Source organism: Kitasatospora sp. NPDC043950 (assembly GCF_056435345.1).
Genome location: NZ_JBWKER010000016.1, coordinates 103634 through 120498, shown reverse-complemented (window position 1 = coordinate 120498; position 16865 = coordinate 103634). Strand labels below are relative to the sequence as shown.

Here is a 16865-nt window from a genome sequence, read left to right as displayed (position 1 = left end):
GTTTACGGCGTGAAGGCGTGAAGACGTGCGCGCCGAGGTCAGCGCGAGCGGCGCGACAGCCGCTCGACGTCCATCAGCACCACCGCGCGCGCCTCCAGCTTCAGCCAGCCGCGGCCGGCGAAGTCGGCGAGCGCCTTGTTGACCGTCTCGCGGGAGGCGCCGACCAGCTGGGCCAGCTCCTCCTGGGTGAGGTCGTGGGCGACGTGGATGCCCTCCTCGGACTGCACGCCGAACCGGCGGGAGAGGTCCAGCAGGGCCTTGGCGACGCGGCCGGGCACGTCGGAGAAGACCAGGTCGGACATCACGTCGTTGGTCCGGCGCAGGCGGCGGGCGATGGCCCGCAGCAGCGCGATGGAGACCTCGGGGCGGGCGTGCAGCCAGGGCTGCAGGTCGCCGTGGCCCAGGCCGAGCAGCTTGACCTCGGTCAGCGCGCTGGCGGTCGCGGTGCGCGGGCCCGGGTCGAACAGCGACAGCTCGCCGATCATCTCGCTGGGGCCGAGGACGGCGAGCATGTTCTCGCGTCCGTCCGGCGAGGCGCGGTGCAGCTTGACCTTGCCCTCGGCGACGACGTACAGCCGGTCGCCCGGGTCGCCCTCGTGGAACAGCGACTCACCACGGGCGAGGGTCACCTCGGTCATGGAAGCGCGCAGCTCGCCGGCCTGTTCGTCGTCGAGTGCCGCGAAGAGTGCGGCGCGCCGCAGAACGTCGTCCACGTGCTTCCTCCTTCTCGGCCGTTCGGCGGGTGGGCCGTCCGGCGCAAGTTCCGTACCGTGCTCTGCATCACCAAGCATGGCGCATGTCGCTCCGATCATATGAGGAGGGGGTGTGCCGAGGTGTGCGGTGCGGGGCCATTCGTACCGGCGGGTCACCGGGTGGGGCGTCGCGGGGGCGGCACCGGGTCGAACGCGTCATCGGACGGTTCGAACAGTGAATCGCCCACCGCCGTACGGGCGTAGAGGACGCTGTGACCGGCCCGGTGGGCGCTGGTCAGACCCGCCGCGCGCAGGGCGGTCAGGTGCTGCGATACGCCGGCGGCGGACAGACCGGTGCGGCGGGCCAGCTCGGTGGTCGAGGCCGGGGAGTCCAACTCGGCCAGCAGCCGGGCCCGGGACCGGCCCAGGACGGCGGCCAGCGCGTCCGGGCGCCCGTTCGGGCGCGGCTCCCACAGGGTGGCCGCGCCGCGCGCCGGGTAGCTCAGCTGCGGCGGGTCCGGCGGCAGCACCCGGGTCAGCACCCGCGGCCAGGCGAAGGCGGACGGCAGGAGCAGCAGCCCGGCCCCGGCGCTCAGCCGGGCGACCGCGCAGTGCCGCCGCTCCAGGCGCAGCGCCGCGCCGTCCCAGCGGACCGTCTCGTGCAGGTCGTCAAGCATCCGCGCGGTGCCGTGCTCGGCGGCCTGCCGGGAGCGGTGGAACACGTCCGCCTCCAGCAGGGCGCGGATCCGGGCCCAGTACGGGGCGAGCGCGAGCTGCCAGTACGCCTCGATCTCGGCGGTGAGCCGGGGCAGCTGCGCCGCCGGGTCGCGGTACAGCGGCTCCAGGACGGGCGGCAGGCGGCCGCCGGCCTCGGCGGCGAGGATGTCCAGGTCGGCGCGGACCTGCCCGGCGCCGGTGGCGGCGATCGCGGCCAGTTCGTCGGCGAGGGCGGGGGAGAAGCCCGCCGGTGCGGGGTTGAGGAAGTCGGGCAGGTGGCCGACGGCCGGGACCATGACGGCCAGCCGGCCGCGGTCGAGTCCGGTGGCGGCCAGCCGGTCGCGGACCTGGTCGGCCCAGCGGCGGTGCAGCGCGGGGACGGGGGAGTGGGCGAGGGCGCGGAGGCTGGTCACCACCTCCTGCAGGGGGGAGAGGGCGAAACGGGTCAGCGCCAGGTCGTTCGCGGAGAAGTGCAGTGCCGTCCGCATGCCGGGCCCCTCCCAGAAGATTCGGGCCCAGCTTAATCAGTGGTGACCCGCCCGGGCCGGGCCGCACGATGCGGGGGAACCGAGGCAGCACCCGACGGCACGGAAGAACGGTGACCCCGCATGTCCATTCCCCCTCAGGCCCCCACCCCCACCCCCACGCCGCGCGAGCGGGCGCTGCGGCTGCGGGAGCTCGTCGTGGACGGCCCGCTCGTCCTGCCCAACGCCTGGGACGCGGGCAGCGCCGCCGTCATCGCCTCGGCCGGCGCCCCGGCGATCGCCACCACCAGCGGCGGCGTCTCCTGGTCGCTCGGCCACGGCGACGGCCACCGGCTGGACCGGGCGCAGGCCGTCGAGGCGGCCCGCCGGATCGTCGCGGCCGTGGACGTGCCGGTCACCGTCGACGCCGAGGGCGGCTACGGGCCGACGCCCGCCGACGTGGCCGCGACCGTGGCGGCACTGGTCGGGGCGGTGCCGTCGGCGTCAACCTGGAGGACTCGACGGCCGTCGGCGGCCCGCTGTTCCCGGTGGCCGAGCAGGCCGACCGGCTGCGGGCGGCCCGGACGGCGGCGGCCGCGGCCGGGCTGCCCGAGCTGGTGGTCAACGCCCGCACCGACGTCCTCCTGTTCGGGCTGGGCGGCCTCGACGACGTGTTGGCCCGGGCCGAGGCCTACGCCGAGGCGGGCGCCGACGGCCTGTTCGTCCCCGGGCTGCTGGACCTCGACGCCCTCGCCGGGCTGTGCGAGCGCTCCCCGCTGCCGGTGAACGCCATGGCCGTCGCGGGCGGGCCGACCGTCGCCGAACTCGCCGCCACGGGGGTGCGGCGTGTCAGCGTCGGCACCGGGCTCGCCCAGCTCGCGTACACCGCGGCGCGCCGCGCGGCCGCCGAACTGCTCGGCGCCGGGACGCTGGCGGAGCTGGACGGCGCGCTCGGCTTCGGCGAGCTGAACGGGCTGTACCGGGGCTGACCACGGGCCCGCCGGGAGCACGGCCGCTCGGCCCCGTTCACCCGGCCCGTTCACCCGCCCCGTTCACCCGCCCTGTTCACCCGCCCTGTTCACCCGCCCTGTTCACCCGGGCCGTTCACCCGGGCCGGGCTCGCCGGGCAGGGGGTCAGCCGGTGAAGCCCAGCTCGCCGAGGGTCTTCTCGATCCGGGTGCGGTGCGCCGCCTCCCAGTCGTCCAGCGTCTCGGCGGCCTCCTTGGCCAGCTTGGCGCGGGCCGCCTCCAGGGCCTCGGCACGTCGGTCGGCGGGCACCACCACGACCCCCTCCTCGTCGGCCACCACGATGTCACCGGCCGACACCAGCACGCCGCCGCAGCGCACCCGGGCGCCGTGCGTGCCGAGCTCCCGCTTGGCCCCCGGGATCGGGATCACGCCGCGGGCGAAGACCGGGAAGCCCAGCTCCCGCACCTCGCCCAGATCCCGGATCAGGCCGTCGGCGACGAACGCCACGACGCCCCGGCGCTGCGCGACGGCGCACACGTTGCCGCCGGCCAGCGCGTAGTCCAGGTCTCCCGACTCGACGACGATCACGGTGCCCGGCTCGGCCCGGTGGATCGCCGCGTGCAGCATCAGGTTGTCGCCGGGCGGGCACTGCACGGTGAACGCCGGGCCGGCCACCCGCGGCGCCCCCGCCCACAGCGGACGGATGCCGATGTCCATGACCTGGGCGCGCCCGAGCACGTCGGCCAGGGTGGTGGTGGGGATGTCCTTGAAGTCCTGGTCCATGCTTCCTCGTTCTTCGGTGGGCAGGCGGCGGCCGGCCGCCGCCGGTCACGCTAACCCGCGACGGTTCGGGCGAGGAAGGCCCTTCGGCCGGAGAACTGCACCGGCTCGGGCGCGGTGGGCGGCGTCGCCGTGCACCCGCGCACCCGCGCACCCGGGCGGCCGTGCCGGGCGGCCGTGCCGGGCGGCCGTGTCGGACGGGGGCTCAGACGCGGAAGGCCGCGACGTAGCGGCGGGGGTCGCGGCGGAGGTCGGTGTCCCAGCGGGCCGTGCACTGCTCCGCGAAGGTCTGCCCGGTGCGCAGCACCTCGTCGAGCGGGTCGAGGTAGTCCAGCACCTTCGGCTGTTCCAGGCCGGCGCGAACCCGGGCCCGCAGGCCTGCCCGGGCGAGCCGGACGAGTTCCGCCGCGAGTTCGCGGACCCGGTCGCCGCCGAGCAGGGTGTCCAGGCCGTCGGCGGGGAGCCGGGCCTTCGCCGCGCGGTGCTCCGCCACGCCGTGGTGGCGCAGCAGTTCCCAGGCCGCCGTCCGCGACGGGGGGTGGTAGGCGAGCCCCGCCCACAGCGCCGGTACGGCCGGGATGTGCGGGTACGGCGGGCCGTCCCCGGCCCGCAGTTCCAGGGTCCGGCGGACTCTGACGTCCGTCCAGATCTGCGACATGTGGGAGACCCAGTGGTCGAAGGTCGGCATGGTGCCGTCGTCGAAGCCCTGCCGCAGGATCTCGGCGAACGGCCGGTCGGGGGCGAGCCGGTACCGTCCGTCCGGGTCGCGGTAGTAGATCATCGGGATCCCCAGCGCCCAGTCGATGACGTCGTCGGCGGTCACGTCGGGCCGCAGCGCGGGCGGCAGGACGCCGCAGCGGCGCGGGTCCATCCGCAGCCAGTTCTGCGACCTGTGCGAGAGCAGCCCGTTCGATCGGCCGCCCTGGAGCGGCGAGTTGACGAGGAGTGCGGCGACCACCGGGGACGCGGCGGTCAGCATCCGCAGCTTCTGGGTGAAGTCCTCGTCGGACAGGTAGTCCAGGTGCACCTGGGTGGACAGCGACATCGACATGATCTTCGGGGCCCCGCTGCCGGCCTCGCCGATCCGGTCGAAGAAGTCGCGCATGACGGCACCGCGGAGCATCGGCACCCAGGAGACGGTGTCGAGCCGGTCGAAGGGGAGGTTGCCGCCGGGCAGGAGGGCCAGGCCGAAGCGCCCGACGAGTTCCGCGAGGCGCTCCATCGTGGCCCGCATGTCGTCCACGGCCGTGGCCAGGTCGGCGGCCGGGGCGGAGGAGTACTCGACCTGGCCGCCGTGTTCGAGCGTGATCTGGGCGGTGTCCGCCAGGTCCACGCCGGTCAGTCGACCGTTGTCGCGCCGGTCCGTGCCGCCCCATTCGGCGAGGACGGCCTCCAGGACGGCCCGGACGCCGTTCCTCCCCTCGTAGGGGGCGGCCAGCCCGGTCTCCGGGTCGACGATGCCGTTCTCGATCTCCAGCCCGATCCGCTCGGTCGCGGACGCCGCCGGGGCGAGCAGCGGTCCGAGGTCGTCGCGGCGCAGCGCCGCTCCCGTCGCCGGGCCGCCGCTCTGTTCGCCGGGTCGGCGCCGAGGCGCCGGTGCCGCGCTCACCCGGCCCGCAGCCGGGCGGTGTCGTCGGCGTGCTGCCCCCGGTCGATCACCTGGCCGACCACGGCCAGGGCCGACTGGGCGGCGCCCTGCATCCAGGCGTGCGCTCCGGACAGGTGCTCTCCGGCGAAGAAGATCCTCGGGTCGTCGGTCGGGTGCGGGGCGCCGAGCCCGGTCAGGTACCGGGTGTGCTCGCCGGGCGCGAGGTGGGCGAAGGCACCGCCGCCCATGCCGACCTGGTCGTCCCAGTTCCAGTGCACGATGTCGTCCGCGTCGCGGAGGATGCCGGGGTGCAGCCGTTCCAGGCACTTCAGGACCAGCAGGTCGCGGTCGGCCGGCGGCAGGGTGGTGAAGCGGCGGGCGTTGGCCCCCCACAGGTAGGCGCCGACGAGCACCGCGGGCTCGTGGGAGCGCTGCGGGTCCCGGGCGGCCCAGCGCCTGCCGACGGTGCTCCCGTTGGTCCGGCCGTCGACGGGCCGGGCGTTGTCCGACGGGTACCAGCACTGCTGGATCGGCATGTCGGTGAAGCTGCCGCCGCCGAAGATCCGGTCGTCCAGTTCCCAGCCGCGCCGCTTGGTGTGCACGAGCGTCTTCGTGCTGCTGGCGTAGCTGATGCCGCGGATCGCGTGGCGCTGGTGGTGGGGCAGGCCGGGCCGGAAGCTGATCTGGTCGAGGGCGGGGACGGGGACGCAGCAGACGACGAAGTCGACGTCCTCGGTGATCGTGCCGCCGAGGCGCCGCCCGTGCACCCGGACGCCCCGGCGGGTCAGCGAGAGTTCGTCGATCTGGGTGGACAACTGGAGGGTCCTCGGCCGCAGCCGGCGTACGAACGCGTGCACCAGGCGGTCGGTGCCGTCGACCAGTTCCACCTGGCCCGCGTGGAACAGGCCGAAGTAGTCGACGAGGACCTCCAGCAGGGAGGACTGCTCGTAGTGGACCAGGCCGCTGGCGTGGCCGAGGAGGTCCCAGGCGTCCTGTGACAGGTGCTCGTGGACGTACTGCCACAGCGACACCGAGACGAGCCGGTCGAGCGCCGGGTCGTCCCAGTGGCCGTCCAGCACCCGCCGGCGCTGGTCGGGGGTGAGCGTCTCCCAGGCGGCCGTCAGCAGCCGGTCCAGGATCCGCACCGGGTCCTGCTTCTCGGCGGCGCGCAGCGCGTACGCCGGGTGCAGCGCGTGCACCTCCTGGACGCGGGCACGACGGCCGCGCAGGTGGTAGTAGGCGTCCGGGTTGAAGTTGACGAACGGCCTGGTCCGCAGGCCGAACTGGGACACGTAGTGGAGGACGCAGTGGTGGTTCCCGGGGATGCGCATGGCGCCCAGGTCGGCGTGCGTGCCGTCCCAGAAGCGGTGCGTGCGCACCCGTCCGCCGGGTTGGTTCGACCGCTCGTACAGGACGATGCCGAAGCCCCGGCGCTGGAGCTCGTAGGCGGCGACGAGGCCCGCCACCCCGGCCCCGATCACCGCGACGCGTCCGGTGGCGCCGGTCACCGGGCGCAGCAGGCCGCTGGGAAAGGCGAAGCTCTCGTCGAACATGGGCACCTCGCGTCGTCGTAGCCCTCAGCCTGGGGCAGCCCGCCGTCGCGAGCCACCAGACCGCGCCCATCCGAAGGTCGGTCCGCGGCTCCCGCGGGCTCCGGTGATCCGCTGCCCGCCGTCGGCCGTTCGGCGTAGCCTTCGTGCATGGCAGAGAGCAAGGTCCGGGCGGCGGCGGCACCGAAGGCGAAGGCCGTGCCGGGGGTGAAGCCGGGGAAGCCGGAGTCGCACCTGGCGATGGTGCGGCGGGCGCGGCGGATCAACCGCGAGTTGACGGAGCTGTACCCGTACGCGCATCCGGAACTGGACTTCGAGAACCCGTTCCAGCTGCTGGTGGCGACCGTGCTGTCGGCGCAGACGACGGACCTGCGGGTGAACCAGACGACGCCGGCGCTGTTCGCGAAGTACCCGACGCCGGAGGACATGGCGGCCGCGAACCCGGAGGAGCTGGAGGAGGTCATCCGCCCGACCGGGTTCTTCCGGAACAAGGCGAAGTCGCTGATCGGCCTCTCGATCGCCCTGCGCGACGACTTCGGCGGCGAGGTCCCGGGCCGCCTGGACGACCTGGTGACGCTGCCGGGCGTGGGCCGCAAGACCGCCAACGTGGTCCTCGGCAACGCCTTCGGGGTGCCCGGGATCACCGTGGACACGCATTTCGGGCGGCTGGCCCGGCGGTTCGGCTGGACGGCGGAGGAGGACCCGGTGAAGGTCGAGGCGGCCGTCGCCGAGATCTTCCCGAAGTCGGAGTGGACGATGCTGTCGCACCGGGTGGTCTTCCACGGCCGCCGGATCTGCCACTCCCGCAAGCCCGCCTGCGGCGCCTGCCCGGTCGCGCCGCTCTGCCCGTCGTACGGGGAGGGCGAGACCGACCCGGAGAAGGCGCGCAAGCTGCTCAAGTACGAGCTGGGCGGGCAGCCCGGGCAGCGGCTGAGGCCGCCGGGGGACTTCCCGGGGGAGGCCGCCGCCCGGGCCGACGCCGCCGAGCACCAGGGGCGGATCGCGGACCTGGCGGTGGGCGAGTGACCCGCGAGGCACGGCGGACTCCGGAGCCGTCGGCGGTGCGGGCGGTCGAGGCGGACGGCCTGCCGGCCTGGTTGGAGCCGGTGCGGGAGGCGGCCGAGCGGGTGCTGCCGGAGCAGCTGAGCCGCTTCCTGCCGCCGGTGGAGGGCGGCCGGGCGGCGGCGGTGCTGATGCTGTTCGGCGAGGGCCCGGACGGGCCGGACCTGCTGCTGATCGAGCGGGCCCGTTCGCTGCGCTCGCACGCCGGGCAGCCGTCCTTCCCGGGCGGCGCGCTGGATCCGGAGGACGGTGACCCGGACGGCCCTGGCCCGGTCGCGGCGGCGCTGCGCGAGGCCTGGGAGGAGACCGGGCTGGACCCGGCCGGGGTGCAGGTGTTCGCGGTGCTGCCGGCGCTGTACATCCCGGTCAGCCGGTTCGTGGTGACGCCGGTGCTGGGCTGGTGGCGCGAGGAGTCGCCGGTGCGGCCGGTGGACCAGGGCGAGACCGGCGCGGTGTTCAGGGTGCCGGTCGCCGATCTGGCCGACCCGGCGAACCGGGTGCGGCTGCGCCACCCGTCCGGGCACGTGGGGCCGGCCTTCGCGGTGGCCGGGCGGCTGGTCTGGGGGTTCACGGCCGGGGTGATCGACCGGGTGCTGCACCACGGCGGGCTGGAGCTGCCCTGGGACCCGTCCCGGATCGTCGACCTCTCGGACGAGGCGCTGGCCCTGGTGCAGGGCGATCTCGACCACTCCCGGGCGCTGCCCGACGGCGACGCCGGTCCCACGTGAGGGGCCGTCTGCACGGCCGGGCCGCGGGCCGTGGGAGGGTGTCCGGGTGAACGTCCTGGATGTGCTGCTGATCGCCGCTGCCGTGGCATTCGCCGTGTCGGGCTACCGGCAGGGCTTCGTCGTGGGTGTCCTGTCCCTGGTCGGCTTCTTGGGCGGCGGCCTGCTGGCCGTCCAACTGCTGCCGCTGCTGCTCGACCACCTCAGCCCGGGCACGACGGCCTCGGTGGTGGCCGTGGTGGTGGTGATCGTGTGCGCCGCGATCGGCCAGGCGGTCACCGCGCACTTCGGCTGGAAGCTCCGGGGCCACATCGGCCGCCGTCCGGCGCGGGTGCTGGACGCGACCGGCGGCGCGGCCGTGAACGTGGTCTCGATGCTGCTGGTGGCCTGGCTGATCGGCTCGGCGCTGGCCGGGGCGTCGCTGCCGACGGTGTCCAAGCAGGTCCGCTCCTCGGCGATCCTCGGCGGCGTGCAGAACGCGCTGCCCGACGACGCGCCGAACTGGTTCTCGGACTTCTCCAAGGTGCTGGCCCGCAACGGCTTCCCGCAGGTCTTCAACCCCTTCGAGCACGAGCCGATCACCCAGGTCGACACCCCCGACCCGGCGCTGGCCGGCAGCCCGGCGGTGGCGCGGGCCAAGCAGAGCCTGGTCAAGGTGGTCGGCACCGCCACCTCCTGCAGCAAGACCCTGGAGGGCAGCGGTTTCGTCTTCGCCCCGCACCGGGTGATGACCAACGCCCACGTGGTCGGCGGGGTCGACGAGCCGACCGTGCAGATCGGCGGGGTCGGCCAGCTGTACGACGCGACGGTGGTCCGCTACGACTGGCAGCGCGACATCGCCGTCCTGGACGTGCCCAAGCTGAACGCGCCCCCGCTGTCGTTCGCGGGCGAGGCGAAGACCAACGACAGCGCGATCGTGGCGGGCTTCCCGGAGAACGGCGCCTTCAACGTCCAGCCGGCCCGTATCCGCGGCCGGATCCAGGCCAACGGCCCGGACATCTACCACCGCGGCCAGGTGGTCCGCGACGTCTACTCGGTCCGCTCGCTGGTCCGCCAGGGCAACAGCGGCGGCCCGCTGCTCACCCCGGACGGCCAGGTCTACGGCGTGGTGTTCGCCAAGTCGCTGGACAGCGCCGACACCGGGTACGTGCTGACCGCGGCCGAGGTGCGGGAGGACGCGGAGAAGGGCGGCACCGCGAGCACCCGGGTGGACACCCAGGGCTGCGCGCTCTGACCGGGCCCCGGGGCGCTCCGACGCGCCGGATCCGACGATCCGATATCCGTCACACCGTCAGTCCGCCCTGGTAGCCTCTGCCGCGCTCACCCGTTCGGCTCAACCGGGCGCCGTCCCGGAGTGAGTCTTACGGGAGGTCGTGGTAGTCCGATGATGGGTCACTCGCACGCGGTCAGTGGGGCGATGCTGTACGCCGCCTCCGCACCGTTCCTGCCCCCGCTGCTGCTGCACACCACGCTGCAGCCGGCGGACATACTGATGGGCACGGTGCTGTGCGCGGGGGCGGCCCTGCTGCCGGACCTCGACCACCACGACGGCTCGATCGCCAACTTCCTGGGGCCGATCTCCAAAGCGCTCTGCCGCTTCGTGGCCTGGGCCTCCGGCGGGCACCGGCACGCCACCCACTCGCTGCTGTTCGTCGCGCTGATGGGCGCCGGCACCTGGGCGGGCGTCACCTACCTGGGCCGCAACTTCACCCTGGTGCTGACGTTCTTCCTGATCGCGCTCGCGATCCGGGCGCTGCGGCTCTGCCCGCCGGGGGACGGCCCGGAGAGCTGGATCACCGTCATCGGGCTGTCCGCGCTCGGCACCTTCGGGATGAACACCTGGATGCCGAACTCGCCGGGCTGGCTGCCGTACGCGGTGGCGCTGGGCACCCTGGCGCACCTGCTGGGCGACTGCCTGACCAAGAAGGGCGCGCCGCTGCTCTGGCCGCACAAGGAGCGCTACGAGGTGGTGCTGATCAAGCGCAGCGGCAACAACGTCGAGACCAAGGTGCTGGTGCCGATCATGTCGGTGGCGACCTTCGTCCTGCTCTGGTTCACCGCGGTGTCGCCGACGATCGTGAACTGACCGTCCGGCCTGACCGGCCGAACCGATCGGCCGGCCGACCCGGCCGACCCGGCCGACGGGACCGACCGGCCGGATGACGCGGCGCGAGGCCTCAGGTCTCGCGCCGCAGTCGTGCGCCGACCCAGCGGGCGCGCCGGCCGAGGATGCGGGGGATGCCGAGCTGCCGCTGCGCCGGGCGCGGACGGCGGTCGGGGCCGTCGTAGCCGAGGTCGTCCGCCCAGTCGGGGCGGTGGGCGGAGCGTTGGGAGCTGTTGTGGCGTCGGGCGCGCGGGGCGCCGCCGCGATCGGGCATCCAGGTCATACCGGAATGGATGCCCCTGGGCCGGTGGGGGTAACCGCCGGGCACGCGTCGAAATTGGCCTATGCGGTTGTCATATGTGCGTCAGATCAAGGGAGTTGGGACCAAGGGCCCTTCCCGCCCGGCCCCTTCGCCGCTCCTGCACCGTCACTCCTTGTGACGGCCGACCCAGTCCAGCAACTCCGCGGTGAACTGCTCCGGGGCCTCCTCGTGCGGGAAGTGCCCGACTCCCGGCATCAGCCGCCAGCGGTACGGCGCCGCCACGTACTCGCCGCCGCCCAGCGCGGTGTGCGACAGCAGCACCGGGTCCGCCGCGCCCTGGACGTGCAGGGTCGGCGCCGTGATCGGCTTCTTCATCCGCCGGGCGAACTGGATGCCGTCCGGGCGCGCCATCGAGCGCAGCAGCCAGCGGTACGGCTCGATCGAGCAGTGCGCCGTGCTGGGGATCTGGATGGCCTGCCGGTACGCGTGCACCGCCTCCTCGTCCAGCCGGTTCGGACCGGCCCAGGCGTCCAGGTAGCGGCCGACCAGCGCGGCGTCGTCGGCCACCAGGCGGCGTTCCGGTATCCACGGCCGCTGGAAGCCCAGCACGTGCTCGAAGGCGGCCGCCTGGCGGCGGTCGGTCAGCAGGGCCCGGCGCAGGTCCCGGGGGTGCGCGGCGGAGACCACGGTGAGGCTCTGGATCACCGACGGGCGCATCACCGCCGCCACCCAGGCCAGCGTGCCGCCGGCGGCGTGCCCGACCAGGTGCGCCCGGCGTTCGCCGAGCGAGCGGATCACCCCGGTGATGTCCAGGGCGAGGTTGCCCGGGTCGTACCCGCGAGGGGTGCGGTCGCTGCCGCCGATGCCCCGCAGGTCGAGCGCCACCGCCCGGTAGCCGGCCTCGGCGAGCGCGGTCAGCTGGTGGCGCCAGGCCCACCAGTACTCGGGCCAGCCGTGCACCAGCAGCACCAGCGGGCCCGAGCCCAGCTCGGCGATGTGGAACCGGGCGCCGTTGGCCGCGAGGTCGCGGTGCGTCCACGGGCCGCTCTGCCGGACGCTCCAGGCCTCGGCGCCGCCGTCGGGGGCGGTGTCGGGGGTCTCCTCGGCGGGCTCCCCCCCGGGTGCCAGGTCGGGTCCGGAGTCGGCGGACGGCTGCGCGGGCACGGGCTTCTGGTCAAGCGGCATACCGAGAGCGTGTCACATCCGTGCGCCGGACGGCGCCCGGTACTCGCTCCCGGCGGGTCCGGGCGGGCGGCTGTGCGCCGCCACCGGAAGGGCCGTTACGGGATGCGGCCCAGGGCCCGGTCGATCTCCTCCTTGGTGGCCGGGCGCGGCCGGGCGTTCTTCAGCACGTCGGCGGTCTTCTGGGCGCCCTCGATGGTGCGGTGCGGCTTCTCGATCCGCTTGAACGAGCGCCAGGCCATCAGCCCGAGCAGCACCGCGAGCAGCAGGTAGGCGCCGGCCACGATGAGGAACGACCAACCGAGCGACAGGCCCAGCGCGTGGATGCCGAAGGCCGCCGCGGCGCTCAGCATCGGGACAGCGGCCAGCGCCACCACGGCGGCGACGCCCAGCGAGACGCCCCCGGAGACGCCGCGCTTGACGTCCGCCCGGATCTCGGCCTTGGCGAGCGCGATCTCGTCGTGGACCAGTGCGGACAGGTCGGCGGTGGCCGCCGCGAACAGCTGCCCCACCGAACGCTCGCCCTCGTAGGGCGCCCGGCCGTTGCTGGACGGGTCTGCGGCTCCTGCGGGCATCAGCGGTTCTCCTCTGCGGCTGTGCGGCGTGACGCCGCCGCGTGGTGCGGTTCGGGGGGCCGGAGGGGCCCGGAGGCGTCAGTGGACTGTCGACAGCTCAGAATCATGCCCCTACCGGTCAGTCGCACACCACTCCGGGGCCCCGCCGGGGGGACGTGTCCGGGCGCTGCCGGGCCGCCGGCGGGCCTCAGCGGGGCTTCTCCGGCCCCTCGCCGTCGGGCCGAGGGGCGAGTTCGGCGGTCCGGGCCCGCCAGGCCGGGTCGTCCTCCTGGTAGACGTCCGGGACGCCGTCGCCGTCCACGTCCCGGTCCTCCTCCTCGCACAGCTCGCGGTAGTGCCGGTTGCGGAGCTTGAGCAGCACGGTGGCCACCGTCGCGCAGAGCAGCGAGCCGACCAGGACGGCCGTCTTGGAGAGGTCGGCGAGGGCCAGGTCGTCGCGGAACGCCAGTTCGCTGATCAGCAGCGAGACGGTGAAGCCGATGCCCGCGAGCACCGAGACCGCGAACATGTCGGCCCACTTGAGCTTCGGGTTCAGCTCGGCCCGGGTGAACCGGGCGGCCAGCCACGTGCCGCCGAATATGCCCACCGTCTTGCCGACCAGCAGGCCGATGACGATGCCGAGCGGCGTGGCCTGGGTGAACACCTCGCGCAGCGTCGGGCCGGAGATCGTCACCCCGGCGGCGAACAGCGCGAACACCGGAACGGCCAGGCCGGCCGAGAGCGGACGGACCAGGTGCTCGATGTGCTCGCCGGGGGAGTGCTGCTCGTCGCCCTCCCGGTGGCAGCGCAGCATCAGACCCATCGCGACGCCCGCGACCGTGGCGTGGATGCCGCTCTCGTGCATCAGCGCCCAGTTCACGACGGCCAGCGGCACGAACAGGTACCAGCCGTGCACCCCGCGCCGGTGCAGGAACCAGAACAGCACCAGGCCGGCGAAGGCCAGGCCGAGCGCCCAGAACTTGATGCCGGAGCTGTAGAAGACCGCGATGATCAGGATCGCGATCAGGTCGTCCACCACGGCGAGGGTGAGCAGGAAGGCGCGCAGGGCGGACGGCAGGTGGCTGCCGACCACGGCCAGCACGCCGAGCGCGAAGGCGATGTCGGTGGCGGTCGGGATGGCCCAACCGCTGGGGTGACCGCCGCTGCCCGAGTTGACGAGGGCGAACAGGATCGCCGGCAGCGCGACCCCGCAGACGGCGGCCACCACCGGGAGCAGCGCGGCGCTCGGGGTGCGCAGCTCGCCCGCGACGAACTCGCGCTTGAGCTCGATCCCGGCCACGAAGAAGAAGATCGTCAGCAGGCCGTCCTTGGCCCAGTTGCCGAGGGTGAGGTCGAGGTGCAGCGGGGCGGACGGCCCGACGGTGTAGTCGAGGACGCTCTCGTACGCGTGCGGCCAGACGTTGGCCCACACCAGTGCGACCACGGCGGCGAGCAGCAGCAGGATGCCGCCGACGGTCTCGGTGCGCAGGGCGTCGGTGATGAACGTCCGCTCGGGCAGGGACAGCCGGCCGAGCAGCTGCCGGCGGCGGGTCGTCGGCTCGTGGACGGGCGGCTGTTCGGTCACGAGGACCTCCTGAGGGGCTGGGAGCGGCAACGGATGCACGTGTGGTGCAGTTGCCGACCAGACTTCCCGGCGCGCCCTGTGACGCTCGGATTCCCGTTCAGGGATCTTGATGCGTCGTTAACAGTCTAGGGGATCGTTCGGGTGACATCCGGATTGTCCTATTAAAGGACTTAAGCCCTGAGGGGTGGTTCTGCACTCCGGAGGAGCAGTGGCACGGCACCCGAATGGCCTAGGCCGCTCGCAGACGGGTGAACGCGGCCCTGTCGTCCCTGTCGTCCTTGTCGCCTCTGCGGGTTCTGTGGTCTCTGTCGTTCTTGCCGTCGGTCGCCGGCGCCGCCCGGCCCCGGCCGCCCCGCTGGCACACCCCGGCGGCCGACCGGAAGCGGGCTTCGGACTCACGGCATGGCTGTGCCCCGGGCGGTGACCACCGCCCGGGGCACGCTTCACCGTGTCGGCCGGCTCAGCCGTTGCCACCCGCCGGCGGCAGCTGGGCCTGGATCTGGCTCATCACCGTGCTGTCGGCGAGGGTGGTGGTGTCACCGACCTCGCGGCCCTCGGCGATGTCGCGCAGCAGACGGCGCATGATCTTGCCGGAGCGGGTCTTCGGCAGCTCGCCGACCACCTTGACCTGCTTCGGCTTGGCGATCGGGCCGAGCGTGCGGCCGACGTGCGCGCGCAGCTCCTCGACCAGCTCCGGGCTCTCGGTGGCGCCGCCGCGCAGGATCACGAAGGCGACGATGGCCTGGCCGGTGGTGGCGTCCGCGGCGCCGACCACGGCGGACTCGGCCACCGACGGGTGGCCGACCAGGGCCGACTCGACCTCGGTGGTGGAGATGTTGTGGCCCGAGACGAGCATGACGTCGTCGACCCGGCCGAGCAGCCAGATGTCGCCGTCCTCGTCCTTCTTGGCGCCGTCACCGGCGAAGTAGCGGCCCGCGAAGCGCGACCAGTAGGTGTCGATGTAGCGCTGGTCGTCGCCCCAGATGGTGCGCAGCATGGACGGCCACGGCTCGGTGAGCACCAGGTAGCCGCCGGAGCCGTTCGGGACCTCGTTGGCCTCGTCGTCGACCACGGTGGCCGCGATGCCCGGCAGGGCGCGCTGGGCCGAACCCGGCTTGGTCTCGGTGACGCCCGGCAGCGGGCTGATCATCATGGCGCCGGTCTCGGTCTGCCACCAGGTGTCCACGATCGGGGTCCTGCCGGCGCCGATGTGCTCGCGGTACCAGATCCAGGCCTCGGGGTTGATCGGCTCGCCGACGCTGCCCAGCACCCGCAGCGAGGACAGGTCGAACTTCGCGGGGATGTCGTCGCCCCACTTCATGAAGGTGCGGATCGCGGTCGGCGCGGTGTAGAGGATCGTCACGCCGTACTTCTGGACGATCTCCCAGAACCGGCCCTGGTGCGGGGTGTCCGGGGTGCCCTCGTAGATGACCTGGGTGGCGCCGTTGGAGAGCGGGCCGTAGACGATGTACGAGTGGCCGGTGACCCAGCCGATGTCGGCGGTGCACCAGTAGACGTCGGTCTCCGGCTTGAGGTCGAAGACCGCGTGGTGGGTGTAGCTGGCCTGGGTGAGGTAGCCGCCCGAGGTGTGCAGGATGCCCTTGGGCTTACCGGTGGTGCCCGAGGTGTAGAGGATGAACAGCGGGTGCTCGGCGTCGTGCGCCTCGGGGGTGTGCTCGGTGGACTGGCGCGCGGTGATCTCGTGCCACCAGACGTCACGGCCCTCGGTCCAGGAGATGTCCTGCCCGGTGCGGCGGATCACCAGGACGTGCTCGACGCCGTCGACCTTGGTGAGCGCCTCGTCGATGGCCGGCTTGAGCGCGGACGGCTTGCCGCGGCGGTAGCCGCCGTCGGCGGTGATGACGAGCTTGGCCTGGGCGTCCTCGATGCGGGAGGCGACGGCGTCGGCGGAGAAGCCGCCGAAGACCACCGAGTGGGTGGCGCCGATCCGGGCACAGGCGAGCATCGCGACGACCGCCTCGGCGATCATCGGCAGGTAGACCGCGACCCGGTCGCCCTTGCGGACGCCGAGCTCCAGCAGCGCGTTGGCGGCCTGCGAGACCTCGTCCTTGAGCTGGGCGTAGGTGATCGAGCGGCTGTCGCCGGGCTCACCCTCGAAGTGGATCGCGACCCGGTCGCCGAGTCCGGCCTCGACGTGGCGGTCGACGCAGTTGTAGGCCACGTTGAGCTTGCCGTCGGCGAACCACTTGGCGAAGGGCGGGTTGGACCAGTCCAGCGTCTCGGTCGGCTCGACGGCCCAGCTGAGGCGGCGGGCCTGCTCGGCCCAGAAGCCCAGGCGGTCCTCGGAGGCCTGCGCGTACGCGGCCGCGGTGACGTTGGCGGCGGCGGCGAGCTCTGCCGGCGGGGCGAATCGCCGCTCCTCCTTGAGCAGGTTGGCCAGGCTCTCGTTGCTCAACGCGCACTCCTCATCGAGTCATGATCGGAGACGATCCCGTGCGTGGGGATTGTCCCGTGTGTCCCAGCGCACAGCTCACCAGGCGAATGGGGCACTTGACAAGAGCCTCCGGGTAATTGGTGTAGACCTTTGACCGGCAGTCGAACGGACCATCGTACGGCGTACCGCCTCTGGGCGGTGCGCCGTACGACGGCCGGAGGGCCCGCGCCCCGGCC

General features: G+C 73.6%; 14 protein-coding genes and 1 pseudogene. 5 read left to right on the top strand and 10 right to left on the bottom strand.

Annotated features, from left to right (window positions below; translation table 11 throughout):
• Nucleotides 1-38: 38 nt before the first annotated feature.
• Nucleotides 39-713: a Crp/Fnr family transcriptional regulator gene (locus tag AC07BF_RS13745; RefSeq protein ID WP_030240972.1), complete on the bottom strand. Its 675-nt coding sequence runs from the start codon at nt 711-713 to the stop codon at nt 39-41.
• A 152-nt stretch (nt 714-865) separates the two neighbouring features.
• Nucleotides 866-1897: a winged helix-turn-helix domain-containing protein gene (locus AC07BF_RS13740; RefSeq protein WP_363579690.1), complete on the bottom strand. Its 1032-nt coding sequence runs from the start codon at nt 1895-1897 to the stop codon at nt 866-868.
• Nucleotides 1898-2017: 120 nt separating this feature from the next.
• Between AC07BF_RS13740 and AC07BF_RS13735 the strand changes: the two are divergent.
• Nucleotides 2018-2862, top strand: a pseudogene (locus AC07BF_RS13735) (isocitrate lyase/PEP mutase family protein).
• Nucleotides 2863-3007: 145 nt separating this feature from the next.
• Here the strand turns inward: AC07BF_RS13735 and AC07BF_RS13730 are convergent.
• From AC07BF_RS13730 to AC07BF_RS13720, 3 genes are all read right to left on the bottom strand, one after another.
• Complete coding sequence (locus AC07BF_RS13730; protein ID WP_400986161.1) at nt 3008-3625, bottom strand: RraA family protein; 618 nt, start codon at nt 3623-3625, stop codon at nt 3008-3010.
• Between the two features lie 202 nt (nt 3626-3827).
• Nucleotides 3828-5231, bottom strand: a complete 1404-nt coding sequence (locus AC07BF_RS13725; RefSeq protein WP_400986162.1) for a glutamate-cysteine ligase family protein — start codon at nt 5229-5231, stop codon at nt 3828-3830.
• The gene (locus AC07BF_RS13720; protein ID WP_363579686.1) at nt 5228-6763 is read right to left on the bottom strand and encodes a flavin monoamine oxidase family protein; all 1536 of its coding nucleotides are present in this window, start codon (nt 6761-6763) and stop codon (nt 5228-5230) included. The genes AC07BF_RS13725 and AC07BF_RS13720 overlap by 4 nt, the downstream gene beginning before the upstream one ends.
• A 147-nt stretch (nt 6764-6910) precedes the next feature.
• On the opposite strand from AC07BF_RS13720, the gene nth reads away from it, so the two are divergent.
• The 4 genes from nth to AC07BF_RS13700 all read left to right on the top strand — a co-directional run bounded on the left by nth (nt 6911) and on the right by AC07BF_RS13700 (nt 10633).
• Nucleotides 6911-7786, top strand: coding sequence for an endonuclease III (nth, locus tag AC07BF_RS13715; protein ID WP_363579685.1), 876 nt, complete (start codon nt 6911-6913; stop codon nt 7784-7786).
• On the top strand, nt 7783-8550 hold the full coding sequence (locus AC07BF_RS13710) for an NUDIX hydrolase (protein WP_478333395.1): 768 nt from the start codon (nt 7783-7785) through the stop codon (nt 8548-8550). The genes nth and AC07BF_RS13710 overlap by 4 nt, the downstream gene beginning before the upstream one ends.
• Nucleotides 8551-8596: 46 nt before the next feature.
• The gene (locus tag AC07BF_RS13705) at nt 8597-9781 is read left to right on the top strand and encodes a MarP family serine protease (protein ID WP_363579683.1); all 1185 of its coding nucleotides are present in this window, start codon (nt 8597-8599) and stop codon (nt 9779-9781) included.
• A gap of 150 nt (nt 9782-9931) precedes the next feature.
• A complete protein-coding gene (locus tag AC07BF_RS13700) occupies nt 9932-10633 on the top strand; it encodes a metal-dependent hydrolase (RefSeq protein ID WP_363579682.1) in 702 nt (233 codons plus the stop codon).
• A gap of 91 nt (nt 10634-10724) precedes the next feature.
• Here the strand turns inward: AC07BF_RS13700 and AC07BF_RS13695 are convergent, their stop codons facing one another.
• The 5 genes from AC07BF_RS13695 to acs form a co-directional block, all read right to left on the bottom strand.
• On the bottom strand, nt 10725-10934 hold the full coding sequence (locus tag AC07BF_RS13695) for a hypothetical protein (protein ID WP_063348672.1): 210 nt from the start codon (nt 10932-10934) through the stop codon (nt 10725-10727).
• A 144-nt stretch (nt 10935-11078) separates the two neighbouring features.
• Nucleotides 11079-12098 (bottom strand): alpha/beta fold hydrolase, encoded by a 1020-nt coding sequence (locus tag AC07BF_RS13690; RefSeq protein WP_363579681.1) that lies wholly within the window; start codon nt 12096-12098, stop codon nt 11079-11081.
• Between the two features lie 95 nt (nt 12099-12193).
• Nucleotides 12194-12670 carry a phage holin family protein gene (locus AC07BF_RS13685; RefSeq protein WP_063348673.1) on the bottom strand — a complete coding sequence of 159 codons (477 nt, stop codon included), beginning with the start codon at nt 12668-12670 and terminating at the stop codon, nt 12194-12196.
• Nucleotides 12671-12857: 187 nt separating this feature from the next.
• Entirely contained in the window at nt 12858-14234 is a 1377-nt protein-coding gene (gene nhaA / locus AC07BF_RS13680; RefSeq protein WP_363579680.1) for a Na+/H+ antiporter NhaA, read from the bottom strand.
• A 460-nt stretch (nt 14235-14694) separates the two neighbouring features.
• Nucleotides 14695-16650 (bottom strand): acetate--CoA ligase, encoded by a 1956-nt coding sequence (gene acs / locus AC07BF_RS13675; RefSeq protein WP_363627812.1) that lies wholly within the window; start codon nt 16648-16650, stop codon nt 14695-14697.
• Between the last annotated feature and the right edge of the window lie 215 nt (nt 16651-16865).